This is a genomic window from Mesorhizobium sp. (assembly GCF_017306585.1).
In the GTDB taxonomy this organism is placed as follows: domain Bacteria; phylum Pseudomonadota; class Alphaproteobacteria; order Rhizobiales; family Rhizobiaceae; genus Mesorhizobium.
On record NZ_JAFKIC010000128.1, the window covers coordinates 20,218 to 33,143 of the forward strand.

A 12,926-nucleotide genomic window follows, 5' to 3' on the forward strand; every position below is an offset into this window, starting at 1 on the left:
GTCCTCCAGCTTCGTCATCCTAGGGCGAAGCAGCAGCGCAGCGGCGTCGCGGAGACCCTATGGTCTGCGCCGCGTCGCTACGCTCCTTGCTCCGCCCTAGGATGACGAACTCACGGGAGGCTGTGCGTCCCCGCCTGTTCCCGCCGCCCGAGGCGTTTTTCCCAACCTTCCGCATGGACGTTGAGATAGGCGTTGGGATCGTACGGATGCTCCCTGATCGCCTCGACATTGAGGTCGATGCCCAGGCCCGGCGCGTCGGGCAGCGACAGATGGCCGTTGTCCGGATTGACCTTGGGGTGCCAGGTCACCAGATCGCGGGTCCATGGGTCGTTGAAGGCGTCGAAATGCTCCTGGATGAGGAAGTTCGGCACCGCCGCCGCCAGTTGCAGGCAGACCGCCGTCGCGACCGGCCCGCCGCTCTGGTGCGGTGCGATGTGGCTGCCATGGGCGAAGGCGAGATTGGCCACCTGCATCGACGGCGCGATGCCGCCGAGCGACATCGGCTCGGGCTGGAAGATGTTGACGCCGCCGCCGGCCGCAAGCGTGTAGAACTGGCCGACCGTGTCGTACATCTCGCCGGTCGCCACCGGGATCGGCGAGCGATGCGCAACTTCGTGCACCGTCTCCTGCCGGTCGCGCGAGGTCGGTTCCTCCCACCAGTAGATGTCGAGATCAGCGAATTTTTGCGCCGCCTGCAGGGCCGCGATCTCGGTGAAGCGGGCATGGACGTCGATCAGGATGCGCGTATCCGCCGGCAAACGATCGCGCAGCATGCGGCAGATCGCGTAGGACAGGTCGAGCTCCTCGCGCGAGATGAAGCCTTGCGCGGTCCCGAACGGATCGAGCTTGAATGCCTTGAAGCCTTTGGCCAGCACAGCCTTGGCGGCCTCCAAAAAGGCTTCGGGCGTGCGCTCTGTCCGGTACCAGCCATTGGCGTAGCCGAGCACGCTGTCGCGCACCTGGCCTCCGAGCAGTTGATGGATAGGCGCGCCGAGGCTTTTGCCGAGAATGTCCCAGCACGCGACCTCGATTGCGGCGATGACGGTGCGGTGGATATGGCCGCCATCGAGCGAAACGCTGTCCAGCATGCGCTTGGCCAATGCGTTGATGCGGCGCGGATCCTGGCCGATGGCGAGATGCTTCAACTCATGCACGCCGGCTTCGGTCGTCCTGATGAAGCCGTTCAGCGTGCCTTCGCCGATGCCGTGGATGCCCTTGTCCGTGTGCACTTTGACAAAGAGCCAGTTCTTCCAGCCGGCGCCGACGGTGAAGGTTTCGATCTCGGTGATTTTCATGCCGGTCCTACCCCAACCCTTTTATCGTCGCGACCATGGCGTCTGTCGTCAGGCCGTATTTCGCCTGCAAGGTCGGCACGGCGCCGCATTCGATGTAGCGGTCCGGCAGGCCGATCCGGGCCACTTTCCTGGTAATGCCGGCATCGAACAAGGTCTCGACGACAAGGCTGGCGAGGCCGCCGACCACGACATGGTTCTCCGCCGTCACGATGGTCCTGACCCCGGCGGCGAATTCCGCCACGGCCTCGGCGTCGAACGGCTTGATCGTCGGTATGTGCAGGACGCCGACCGAGATGCCATGCTTTTGCAAGGCGTCGGCCGCGTCCAGCGCCCGCTCTGTCATGAAGCCGGTCGCGATGATGCCGATATCGCTTCCCTCGCGCAGCCGGCGCGCCTTGCCGATCTGGAACCGATAGCCCGGCTCGAACACCACCGGCACGCTGCCGCGCAGCAGCCGCATGTAGACCGGCCCCCGATGCTCGGCGATGGCCTCCGTCGCGGCTTCGATCTCGGTTGCGTCGCAGGGATCGATGATGGTGAGCCCCGGGATCATGCGCATCAAGGCGAGATCCTCGATCGCCTGGTGCGTGCCGCCATAGCCGGTTGTCAGTCCAGGCAGGCCGGCGACGATCTTCACGTTGAGATTTGAGTGGGCAAGCGCGATGGCGACAAAGTCATAGGCGCGCCGCGTCGCGAACACACCGTAGGTCGTGGCGAACGGCACCTTGCCGGTGCGCGCCAGCCCGGCGGCGACGGCAACCAGATTCTGCTCCGCCATGCCGACATTGAAGAAGCGCTCGGGAAACGCATCGCGAAACGGATGGATGTCGGTGTACTTGCCGAGATCAGCTGTCAGAGCGACAATATCGGGCCGGGTCTGGCCGAGCCGCGCCAGCGCCTTGCCGAACGGCGCCTCGATGCTGCGCCGTCCGCCGCCCACCGCCTCGTCCTGGCCCATGGCCAGCGTCCGTCCGGCCTCCATCGCCGCGCCGCTCATCGGGCATCTCCCATGGTCTTTTCGAACTCGGCGATGATGCCGTCCCACCGCGCGATGTCGATGCGGAAGAAGTGCGACTTCTCGGATGTCTCGATGCGGGGCACGCCCTTGCCGGGCAAGGTGCGCAGCACGATCGCCTTCGGCCTGCCGTTGCGCTCGCGCGCCTGGGCCAGCGCTTCTACGATCGCGGTCATGTCGTTGCCGTCGATCTCCACGGTCTGCCAGCCGAAGGCGCGCCACTTGTCGGCGACCGGCTCCATGTCGAGCACCACCGGCCCGTCGGCCTGGATGCCGTTGCAGTCGATCAGCGCCACCAGCCCGTCGAGCCCGAAATGGCTGGCCGACATCGCCGCTTCCCAGGTAGAACCTTCCTGCATCTCGCCGTCGGAAAGCTCCACGAAGACGCGCGCATCGGAATGGTCGACGCGAAGGCCCAGCGCCTGGCCGACACCTTGCCCCAGCCCGTGGCCGAGCGAACCGCCGATGACCTCGACACCCGGCGTCGTGTCGAGCGTGGACATTTCGAGCCGGCTGTTGTCGGCGCCGTAGGTGATGAGCTCGTTGACAGGGATGATGCCGGCCTCGGCCAGCGCGGCCCACAGCGCGATCGAATAGTGTCCGGTCGAAAGCAGGAAGCGGTCACGGTCGGCCCAGGCCAGATTGTCCGGGTCGTAGCGCAACTCGTGGAAGTAAAGCGCCGCCAGGGCGTCGGCGATGCCGAGACCCTGGCCGATGTAGCCCTGCCCCTGCCCACGGGCCATGGTCAGCATATGGCGCCGCAGCCTTGTCGCCTTGCGTTCGAGCGCGCCGATATCGGCGCTGCCGGGGGGAGAATTTCGCAGCATCGGATCAGTCCTTGTCGAGCCCGCCCGACATGTTGAGCCGTTCGGCGGTCATGTAATCAGGCGCGTCGAGGCAGAGCCAGACGACTGCTTCTGCCACCTCGGCGATTTCGGCGCGGCGGCCGAGCGGGATGCGGCGGGTGCGCTCGTCGAGAAAGGCCTGCAGGTCGTTGCGGCCATTGGCGCGGGCGAGATCGACCTCGGTCGACCGCTGCATCTCGGTGTCCATCATGCCCGGCGCCAGGCTGTTGACCAGCACGCCATAGGGCGCCAGCGCCACGGCAGCGGCGCGGGTGATGGAATCGACGCCGGCCTTGCTCGCCGTATAGGCGGTGTAGTCGGGCAGGGCCATGCGCGAGCCCGGCGAGGTGATGTTGACGATGCGGCCGGAGCGCTGGTCGCGCATGATGCGCCCGGCAGCCTTGCAGGCCATGGCAAGCGCGGTGACATTGAGCGCCAGCGTGCGTGTCCAGGCCCTGAAGGTGGCGTCGAGAAACGGCTCGATGACGCCATAGCCGGCATTGTTGACCAGGATGTCGATGCCGCCCCAGCGCTCGACCACTTTTGTGACCGCCGCCTCCGGCGCGCCTTCGAGCGTGAAGTCGCCAACGATGCTTTCGGTCCGCGCGCCGGTCTCGCTGATCAGCCTGACGGTCTCGGCCAGCCCCTCGCCATTGATGTCGGTGACCGCGACGGCGCAGCCGCGCCGGGCAAGCTGGATCGCGACCTCACGGCCAAGGCCGCCGGCTGCCCCGGTGACCAGGGCTCTCCTGAGCGCGTCGGTTTGATTTTCAGCAGGCAAGCGAACACCCTCCCGGTGGCCATCTTGACGAAATTGATACCGGTACCATAAATGCCTGTCAACGGGGATGTGCTATCGTTCGTCGGCCATCGATCCGCCAATGCTGGGAGCAAAGAGATGCCGGGAGGAAAGAGATGAAAGTCGTCGCGCTCGAAACGCTGCAACTGGCGGAGTTCCCATTCCTGTTCTGGCTGCGCGTCCATACCGATGCCGGCATCATCGGCACGGGCGAAACCTTCTGGGCGCCGGGGCCGGTCGCTTCCTACATCCACGACAATGTCGCTTCCTATCTCCTCGGCAGGGATCCGCGCGACATCGAACTGCACGACCGCACGCTCGGCAGCGTCTATGTCGGCGCGCGCGATTCCGGAGCCGAGGTCAGGGGCAATTCCGCGGTCAACATCGCGCTGTGGGACATATATGGCCAGGCGCTTGGCGAACCGGTCTGGCGGCTGCTTGGCGGGCGCACCCACAAGACGGTGCCGATCTACAACACCTGCGCCGGCTACAAGCATGTGCGCGCCACCAAGAAGAACGCGCTCTTCGAGCGCGGCGAGGACTGGTCGCTGAAGGCGGGCGATTCAAACGAAGGACCTTACGAAGACCTGCTCGCCTGGCGCTACAATGCCGGCGACCTCGCCAGAAGCCTTAAATCCGAGGGCATTCGCGCCATGAAGATCTGGCCGTTCGATATCGCCGCCGAGGCTTCGAACGGCACGCGCATCTCGCTCGCCGACCTCGACAAGGCGCTTGAGCCTTTCGCCAAAATTCGCGAGGCGGTCGGCCGCGACATGGAGATCATGGTCGAACTGCACGGCCTTTGGACCTTGCCGCCGGTGTTGCGCATCGCCGACGCCCTGAAGGCCTACGACGTCGCCTGGCTGGAAGAGCCGATCCGCTACAACGAGCTCGACGCCATGGCCGAACTCGCCCGCCACACCTCGATACCCGTCGCCGCCAGCGAACGACTGGCCTCGCGACAGATGTTCAAGCAGCTGATCGACAAGCGCGCCGCCAGCGTCATCATGATCGATCTGGCCTGGTGCGGCGGCCTCTCCGAGGCGCGCAAGATCGCCAACATGGCCGAAGCCAGCGAACTGCCCGTGACCTTGCATGACTGCACTGGACCCATCGTCTATGCAGCCAGTTGCGCCCTGTCGGCGACCTTGCCCAACGTCAATTACCAGGAAGCGGTGCGCGCCTATTTTACCGGCTGGTACACCGAAATCGTCGCCGACATTCCGCCCGTCAGGGACGGCCACGTCGGGCCGCTCGAAGGTCCGGGGCTTGGCCTCAGCCTGCGGCCGGAGCTGCTTCAGCGAGCCGACGCCACCGTTCGGGTCACGAAAATCTAGCGCCTTTCCCAACTGGTTCAGAGCCAGTAGACATTATGCTATTATAATCTATGATACGTCGAAGCGGGCGGCCAACAAGCCCGCCGCCGGCGCTCTCCGCCCGGCGTCAGACGCATTCAGGGAGGCTTTGGTGGCAATGTCTGCAGCGCGCGCACGCCAGGATTTCAACGGTGCGCCAAATCTGCCCGACCGGAAAATCCTGCTCGACCTGTTCGAACGCATGGTGCTGCTGCGCCGCTTCGAAAGCATTGCCCAGATCGCCTGCCGCAAGGGCGAAACCCCCGGCTTTCTCCACCTCTATATCGGCGAGGAAGCGACCGGCGTCGGCGTCTGCGCGCATCTGAGACCCACTGACTGGGTCACTTCGACCCATCGCGGTCACGGCCATGCGTTGGCCAAGGGGGCTGACCCCGGTCGGGTCATGGCCGAGCTGTTCGGCAAGGCCGACGGCATCTGCGGCGGCCGTGGCGGCACCATGCATCTCTATGATCGCTCCGTCGGCCTGTTCGGCACCAACGGAATCGTCGCCGCCGGCATTGGCCATGCCGTCGGCATCGGCATGAGCGCGCGCCGGCAGGGCAAGGACGACATCGGCGTTGCCTTCTTCGGTGATGGCGCCGCCAACCATGGCGGCTTCCACGAGGCGCTCAACTTCGCCGCCGTGCAGCGCGCGCCCGCCGTGTTCATCTGCGAGAACAACCTCTACGCGACAGCGACGCCGCTGAAGTCGATCACGCTCAACCCCGAGATATCAACCAAGGCGGCTTCCTATGGCATGCCCGGCGTCGCGGTCGACGGCAACGACGTGTTCGCCGTCTGGCTGGCCATGAAGGAAGCCACCGAGCGCGCCCGCGCCGGCAAGGGCCCCACCCTGATCGAGGCCAAGACCTACCGCACCGTTGGCCACCACGAGGGCGACCCCGTCATCGGCACCTACCGCACGCAGGAGGAACTCGACGCCTGGATCAAGCGCGATCCAATCGACATGTTCCGCAAGAAGCTGATCGAGGATTACGGCGTCGCTGATGCGGATGCGCTCGCCGCCATCGAAACGCGGATCGAGAAGGTCGTCCAGGAAGCGCTGACCTTCGCCCGCAATTCGCCCGAGCCCGATCCGTTGACGGTGCGACAGCACGTCTTTGCCGATCCGATCAATCCGCCGTCTGCCTTGCAGCCACGCGCCGTTGGAGAAACCCGGACGCAAGGCTGGCTGGAAGCGGTTCGCGACGGCATTGCTGAGGAAATGCGCGCCAATCCGGCGATCCTCTATTTCGGCGAAGGCACTGGCGAGCGCGGCGGCAGCTTTGCCCACACCAAGAATCTCTGGCAGGAATTCGGCGCCGATCGCATGGTCGACACGCCGATCTCAGAACAGGGTTTTACCGCTGCCGCGGTCGGCGCCTCGGCCACCGGCGCGCGCACGGTCTCTGACCTGATGTTCGCCGACTTCGCCTTCGAGACCGCTGGGCAGATTTTCCTGCAGGCGGCCAAGCTGCGCTACATGACCAGCGGCGTCATGAGCGCGCCGATGGTGGTGCGCGTCGGCGCCGGTGCGTTGCGCAGCTCCGGTCCGCACCACAGCGGCATCTATCATCCGGTGTTCGCCCACATGCCTGGACTGATCGTCTGCGTTCCCTCGACCCCGGCCGATGCCAAGGGCCCGATGAAGACCGCGCTCAGGGCTGGCGACCCCGTCATCATGCTGGAACCCAAGGCGCTGTTCGCCTCCAAGGGCGAGGTGCCTATGGGCGAGCATTTCGTTCCCTTCGGCGTCGCGCGCATCGCCAGGGCCGGCGCCGACATCACCATCGTTGCCGCCGGTCAGATGGTGCAGCGTGCACTCGAAGCGGCGCAAGCGCTGGCTAGTGAAGGCATCGAGGCCGAGGTCATCGACCCGCGCACCATCATGCCGCTCGACATCGACACGATCGTCGACAGCGTGCGCAAGACGCATCGGCTGCTTGTGGTGGACGAGGCCTGGGCCATGTGCGGCCTCGGCGGCGAGATCGCGCAGGCGATCAACGAGCTCGCCTTCGACGAACTCGACGCGCCGCCTGGAAGGCTGCACACCGCGCCGACCTCGCATCCCTTCGCGCCGGTGCTGGAGCGCGCCATGCTGGTCGATACCGCGCGCATCGCCCAGGGCGCGCGCGACGTTATTTCGGGCCGGCCGCCGGTGCCGGATCACTGGTACACGGTCGGCCTGAAAAGTGCTGCGCCGGCTAATTTGGCGCCTGCTCCGGTCAAGGCACCGCCCGTGGCGCCGGCGCCGGCCATTTCCGCAGCCGGAGACGACGAGCCGATAACCATGCCGTTCGGCGATCTGACCGTCAGCGAAGGCACAGTCGTCAAATGGCTGAAGTCGGTCGGCGATGCCGTCAAGGAGGGCGAGTTGATCGCCGAGATCGAGACCGACAAGGCGGTCGTCGAGATCGAGGCGCCGGTCGGCGGAACGCTTTGCGCAATCGATCAGCCGGTTGGCGCCGTGGTGCCGATGGGCGGCCGCATCGGCGGCATCAAAAAGTAACGCATCCCAATACGAGATCCGAAGGACTGGCATGAAGATTCTGTGCGCCAACTGGCAAGCCGCCGACGAGGCCGAACTCGAGCGCGAGCATTATCCCGACATCGAGTTCGTGCTCGCGCGATCGACCAATGACAGGGCGGCCACGCTCGATCCGGCCATCTGCGAGACGGTAGACGCCGTCATAAACTACTCGCCGACCCACAATGTCGCCGCCGCTCCGGCGGCCTTCCCCAAGGCCCGTATTGCCGTCCGCTCAGGCGTCGGATTCGACAACATCGACACGGCGGGCTGGGGCGCGCGCAGGATTCCGGCCTGCAATGTGCCCGACTATGGCACGACCGAAGTCGCCGACCATGCGATCGGCCTGATGCTGGCGCTGACGCGCGGCACCTCGGCATATGGCGCGGCGCTTTCCGGCCATGGTCCCGAAGGCTGGCATTTCTCCAAAGCGCCGTTGGTGCGCCGCCACAAGGGCGCTACTTTCGGCATTGTCGGGCTCGGCCGCATCGGGCTTGCCACGGCCCGCCGCGCCGCCGCCTTCGACATGAAGGTGGTGTTCCACGATCCGCATCTGCTGTCGGGCGTCGATCTGTCGACCGGCTATGAGAGGGTGCATTCGCTGGCTGAGTTGATGGGCCGCGCTGATGTCGTCAGCGTCCACACGCCGCTCAGCGACGAGACGCGAAAGCTGCTCGGCGCGGCTGCCTTCGATGCCGCTAAGCCCGGCCTTGTGCTGATCAACACGGCGCGCGGCCCGATCGTCGACCTCGACGCGCTGGAGGCCGCCATGCGCAAGGGCACCGTCGCGGGCGCCGGGCTCGACGTGCTGCCGAGCGAACCGGGCGATCTCGATCATCCGCTTTTGGCGGCATGGCGCCGCCGCGAACCCTGGATCGCCAATCGTCTGATCGTCACGCCGCATGCCGCCTTCTACAGCCCGGCGTCGATGCGCGACCTCCGGCTGAAATCGATCGAGGTCGTACACGCCTACCTCGCCGAGGGCCGCCTCACCAACTGCGTCAATTCGGAGTTCCTGAAATGAATGCGGCCCTGGCACAGGCGAGGCGCCTCGCTGTCTCGCCCTATGCCCGCCGTCTGGCGCGCGAGCGCGCGCTGCCACTCGAGATACTTCGCGGCAGCGGCCCGCATGGCCGCATCCTGGCCGCCGACGTGCTGGGCTTCGCTTCGGCGGCCGTTCCGGCAATCGTACCGGAGGCCGCCGTCTCGCCCGAGCCCGTCACTCCCCCCGCGCCGGCCACCGCACCTATCCGCATCGCATCCTTCGCGACGTCGATCGCGCTCGGCCCGCTGAAGGATCTGCTCAAGGCGCTCGAGACGTCGGGTCATGCGTTTGATATCGAGGACGTGCTGCTGCGCGCGGCCGGTCGGGCATCTGCCCAGGTGCCGGACGTTGGCGCCGGCAATGGACCCGTGGCCCTGGAACTGGCCGGCCGGCAGGCTGTGTTCGTCACCGTTCCCGAGATGCCGATGCTCTCGTTGCGCGCGACGCGGCTCGCGGCCCTGGCCGACGGCCGCGACGATGCCGAAAAACCGGCGACATTGTCGCTGCGGCTGCTGGCGGCAAGCGACATCCGGCCTGTGATGATGCCGCTTCTGGCTGACCGTGCCATGCGCCTCACCGTTTGCGTCGCGACGGCCGGCGACTGTGCCGAATGCCTGTTCACGGTGGATGCGGCAAGCCTGGACGAGGCGGCCGCCGCCGCCTGGCTTTTGGGGCTGAAGTCGTCGATCGAGCGCCCGCTCCGGCTTTTCGTCTGATACGGTTGATGGCTGTCGTCCTTGCCTAGCCTCGGCCCGAGGAAGCTATTATAAAAGCTTCGACACAGGCGCGACGAGGCACATGGACCATTCCGTTCCCACCATCGACAGTCTTCCCAAGCGCACGCTCGGCCGCGCAAACGGGCCGCTCTATCGCCAACTCGCCGACATCCTGCGCGAACCGATCGGCAACGGCACTTTCCCGGTCGGCGGCGAATTGCCGAAGGAGGCGACCATCGCCGAGCATTTCGGTGTCAGCCTCATCACCGTGCGCCAGGCGTTGCGCGACCTCGAGGCCGATGGGCTGATCCGGAAACGCTCCGCCAAGCCGGCAGTGGTCGCTGCCCGCAGCCCGTCGGTCAATCTGAGCTGGAAGTTCAAGAACTTCGCCGACATGGCCGCCTTCACCAAGGACGCGCAGTTGACGGTGAAATCCTATCGCAAGGAGGTTTCGCCGGTGCTCCAGCGCCATTTCGGCATGGGCAAGGACGAGGCGGGCTATTGCCTGCGCAGCGTTTTGTCGATCGGCGAACAGCGCAAGGCGCAGATCACCACCTATTTCCCGCCCGACATCGGCGCTCGCCTCAAGCGCGAGGATTTCTCCGACGTGCTGATCTTCCGTTCGGTGCAGAAGCATCTCGGCTTGCGGCTCGATGTGGCGCACGTCACGGTGCGCGCCGAGATCGCTGATGAGGCGGTCGCCGCCGACCTTGGCATCGCGCTCGGCAAGCCGGTGCTGACGGTGGAAATGCTCTACCAGTCGGCCGATCAGCGCAGCATCGAGTTCTCCGTGGCCCGCCACCCCGCCGACATCTTCAGCATCACCTATGATGCGCCCAACGACCTGTCCTGAGGCGGTGCGGCACCGCCACTTTCTGATGCGGCCCGCATAGACAGGCAGATAAAATTATAATAGCATGATAGCTAAGCTGGTAGCCCGGCCGTGAACCGGGTTTTCGGTCCGGGAATCCGGTGAATTCCGTTCGTGGGCGCGGCGTCGAGGAGAGCCTCGGCAAATTGACATCTGCAATTGGTACCGGTATCATCTGTTGTCCTTGCCCGATCAAGCTGGCGCAGTCCATCAGCGGCAAGGCAGGAAACACAGGGAGGAGACCATGAGAAAGAGGAGCTTGGGCGCCTGCTTCGTGGCGCTTGCCGGGGTCGCCATCGCCATGGGCGCTATGCCCGGCCATACCGCGACCCAGAAGTCCTACACCATCTATCTCTCGAACAATTTCGTCGGCAATGACTGGCGCCAGCAGATGGAGCGCGTCGCCAATGTGGCCGTCAACAAAGGACCGCTGAAAGGCCGCGTCGATCTCAAGATCGAGAACGCGGAGAATACGGTCCAGGCGCAGATCAATTCGCTGAACAACATCATCCGCCAGAAGCCGGCCGCCATCCTGATCGACGCTTCGTCGGCCGAAGCGCTCAACCCGACGATCAAGAAGGCCTGCGACGCCGGCATCGTCGTCGTCAGTTTCGACCAAACCGTGTCGGCCGAATGCGCTTATAAGCTGCATTCCGATTTCGACATCATGGCCAACAACCAGGCCGAGTGGATGGCTTCCATTCTCGGCGGCAAGGGCAAGGTGCTGATGGACCGTGGCCTTGCCGGCGCGCCGATCTCCGAACAGTTCGAGAAGAATTTCGGCGCCGTGTTGAAGAAGTACCCAGGCATCGAGATCGTCGGCTACTTCAACGGCAACTATGCCGCGGGTCCCGAGCAGGAAGGCGTGGCCAGCCTGCTTGCCGCGCACCCGGAAGTCGATGGCATCTTCTCGCAGGGCTACGGCACCGGCGCCATCAAGGCGCTGCAGAATGCCGACCGGCCGATGGTGCCGATCGTTGCCGCCGCCTTCAACGGCACCGGCATCACCTGCGCCGAGACCAGGGGCGCGAAATGCTGGCTCGGCGCCAATCCGCCCTCGCTGTCGGCCGAGGCGATCAAGCTCGCCGTCGACATTCTCGATACCGGCAAGAAGCCTGAGAACACGACGGTCCTGTTCAACTCGCCCGGCCTGACCACGGATATGGTGGACGCCAAATACGCGCCGAACTCGTCGGCGGTGAAGATCGAACTCGGCAAGACCGTGTTTCCCGACCTGGCGCCGGGCTTGTCCTTGCCGGTGTCCCCGACCTGGGTGGAGATCACGCCGAAGGAGGCTTCCGGAAGCTGAGCCTTGTCAATGCGGACGCCGCTTGGCGTCAGAGTTTCAAAACGAAGAATGGGAGGAAAAAACATGAAATCATTGAGCCGTAACATCGGCCTTGCCGCGCTTGCCGCCACCATGATGGCGACAGGCATGCAGTCCGGTCATGCCGAGGACAAGAAGCCCTACACCATCTATCTCTCGAACAATTTCGTCGGCAACGACTGGCGCCAGCAGATGGAGCGCGTCGCCACGGTCTCGGTCAACAAAGGCCCGCTCAAGGGACGCGTCGATCTCAAGATCGAGAATGTCGAAAACACCGTCCAGGCGCAGATCAATTCGCTGAACAACATCATCCGCCAGAAGCCGGACGCCATCCTCGTCGACGCCGGCTCCGATTCGGCGTTGAATCCGACCATCAAGAAGGCCTGTGACGCCGGCATCGTCGTCATCTCCTTCGACCAGGTGGTGACCGAGCCTTGCGCGCTCGCCGTCGCTTCCGACTGGGACCGCATACCCTCGGTCATGGCCGAATGGATGGCCGTACAGCTGGGCGGCAAGGGCAACATCATTCTCGATCGCGGCCTTGCCGGTGCGCCCATCTCGGCGCAGTTGCAGGGCGGGTATGAGAAGGTTCTGGCGAAATATCCCGACATCAAGATCGTCGGCTACTACAACGGCAATTATGCGCTCGGGCCGGAGCAGTCCGGTGTCGCCGCGCTGCTTGCCGCCAACCCGAAGATCGACGGCATCATGACGCAAGGCTATGGCTCGGGCGCCATCCAGGCGCTGAAGGATGCCGGCCGCCCGATCGTTCCGGTCGTCGGTTTCTCCTACAATGTCGCCGCCGTCACCTGCGCCCAGACGCAGGGCGCCAAGTGCATTCTCGGCTCCAACCCGGCCTATCTCTCGTCCGAGGCGATCAAGCTTGCCGTCGAGATTCTCGACACCGGCAAGAAGCCGGCCGAACGTTCCGTGTCGGTCAAGGGCGACTTCGTCACCACCGACCCCTTCGAGTCCAAGCTCTATCCCGGCACCAAGATGATCAAGATCGCGGTCGGCGAAAACGCCTTCCCCGACCAGGCGCCGGGCCTGACGCTGCCGATCACGCCCGACTGGGTCGAGATCACCGCTGCGGAAGCCGCCGGCTCGAAGTAACATCCGATACCACGACCC

At 65.2% G+C, this 12,926-nt stretch carries 11 protein-coding genes; 7 read left to right on the forward strand and 4 right to left on the reverse strand.

From position 1 onward, the window contains the following. Positions 1–110: 110 nt before the first annotated feature. The 4 genes from J0I79_RS11970 to J0I79_RS11985 are packed head-to-tail and all read right to left on the reverse strand — an operon-like array spanning position 111 to position 3,936. A complete protein-coding gene (locus J0I79_RS11970) occupies positions 111–1,295 on the reverse strand; it encodes a mandelate racemase/muconate lactonizing enzyme family protein (RefSeq protein ID WP_292858136.1) in 1,185 nt (394 codons plus the stop codon). A 7-nt stretch (positions 1,296–1,302) separates the two neighbouring features. Next, positions 1,303–2,292 carry a transketolase C-terminal domain-containing protein gene (locus tag J0I79_RS11975; RefSeq protein WP_292858139.1) on the reverse strand — a complete coding sequence of 330 codons (990 nt, stop codon included), beginning with the start codon at positions 2,290–2,292 and terminating at the stop codon, positions 1,303–1,305. Further along, entirely contained in the window at positions 2,289–3,137 is an 849-nt protein-coding gene (locus J0I79_RS11980) for a transketolase (RefSeq protein ID WP_292858142.1), read from the reverse strand. Before J0I79_RS11980 ends, J0I79_RS11975 begins: the two co-directional genes overlap by 4 nt. Before the next feature lie 4 nt (positions 3,138–3,141). Beyond that, entirely contained in the window at positions 3,142–3,936 is a 795-nt protein-coding gene (locus J0I79_RS11985; protein WP_292858145.1) for an SDR family oxidoreductase, read from the reverse strand. Positions 3,937–4,070: 134 nt separating this feature from the next. On the opposite strand from J0I79_RS11985, the gene J0I79_RS11990 reads away from it, so the two are divergent. The 7 genes from J0I79_RS11990 (at position 4,071) to J0I79_RS12020 (ending at position 12,908) form a co-directional block, all read left to right on the forward strand. Beyond that, positions 4,071–5,291: a mandelate racemase/muconate lactonizing enzyme family protein gene (locus J0I79_RS11990; protein ID WP_292858148.1), complete on the forward strand. Its 1,221-nt coding sequence runs from the start codon at positions 4,071–4,073 to the stop codon at positions 5,289–5,291. Positions 5,292–5,427: 136 nt separating this feature from the next. After that, the gene (locus J0I79_RS11995) at positions 5,428–7,818 is read left to right on the forward strand and encodes a thiamine pyrophosphate-dependent enzyme (RefSeq protein ID WP_292858151.1); all 2,391 of its coding nucleotides are present in this window, start codon (positions 5,428–5,430) and stop codon (positions 7,816–7,818) included. A 31-nt stretch (positions 7,819–7,849) separates the two neighbouring features. Further along, positions 7,850–8,860 (forward strand): C-terminal binding protein, encoded by a 1,011-nt coding sequence (locus J0I79_RS12000; RefSeq protein ID WP_292858154.1) that lies wholly within the window; start codon positions 7,850–7,852, stop codon positions 8,858–8,860. Then, positions 8,857–9,597, forward strand: a complete 741-nt coding sequence (locus tag J0I79_RS12005) for an E3 binding domain-containing protein (protein ID WP_292858157.1) — start codon at positions 8,857–8,859, stop codon at positions 9,595–9,597. The genes J0I79_RS12000 and J0I79_RS12005 overlap by 4 nt, the downstream gene beginning before the upstream one ends. Before the next feature lie 82 nt (positions 9,598–9,679). After that, a complete protein-coding gene (locus tag J0I79_RS12010) occupies positions 9,680–10,450 on the forward strand; it encodes a GntR family transcriptional regulator (protein WP_292858160.1) in 771 nt (256 codons plus the stop codon). Positions 10,451–10,712: 262 nt separating this feature from the next. Further along, complete coding sequence (locus tag J0I79_RS12015) at positions 10,713–11,777, forward strand: substrate-binding domain-containing protein (protein ID WP_292858163.1); 1,065 nt, start codon at positions 10,713–10,715, stop codon at positions 11,775–11,777. A 63-nt stretch (positions 11,778–11,840) separates the two neighbouring features. Next, on the forward strand, positions 11,841–12,908 hold the full coding sequence (locus J0I79_RS12020; RefSeq protein WP_292858166.1) for a substrate-binding domain-containing protein: 1,068 nt from the start codon (positions 11,841–11,843) through the stop codon (positions 12,906–12,908). The last annotated feature ends 18 nt before the right edge of the window (positions 12,909–12,926 follow it).

Coding starts and splice junctions, on each gene's coding strand:
- J0I79_RS12010 (WP_292858160.1), top strand. CDS start 9,680: ATGGACCATTCCGTTCCCACCATCGACAGTCTTCCCAAGCGCACGCTC.
- J0I79_RS12005 (WP_292858157.1), top strand. CDS start 8,857: ATGAATGCGGCCCTGGCACAGGCGAGGCGCCTCGCTGTCTCGCCCTAT.
- J0I79_RS12000 (WP_292858154.1), top strand. CDS start 7,850: ATGAAGATTCTGTGCGCCAACTGGCAAGCCGCCGACGAGGCCGAACTC.
- J0I79_RS12020 (WP_292858166.1), top strand. CDS start 11,841: ATGAAATCATTGAGCCGTAACATCGGCCTTGCCGCGCTTGCCGCCACC.
- J0I79_RS11970 (WP_292858136.1), bottom strand. CDS start 1,295: ATGAAAATCACCGAGATCGAAACCTTCACCGTCGGCGCCGGCTGGAAG.
- J0I79_RS11990 (WP_292858148.1), top strand. CDS start 4,071: ATGAAAGTCGTCGCGCTCGAAACGCTGCAACTGGCGGAGTTCCCATTC.
- J0I79_RS11975 (WP_292858139.1), bottom strand. CDS start 2,292: ATGAGCGGCGCGGCGATGGAGGCCGGACGGACGCTGGCCATGGGCCAG.
- J0I79_RS12015 (WP_292858163.1), top strand. CDS start 10,713: ATGAGAAAGAGGAGCTTGGGCGCCTGCTTCGTGGCGCTTGCCGGGGTC.
- J0I79_RS11995 (WP_292858151.1), top strand. CDS start 5,428: ATGTCTGCAGCGCGCGCACGCCAGGATTTCAACGGTGCGCCAAATCTG.
- J0I79_RS11980 (WP_292858142.1), bottom strand. CDS start 3,137: ATGCTGCGAAATTCTCCCCCCGGCAGCGCCGATATCGGCGCGCTCGAA.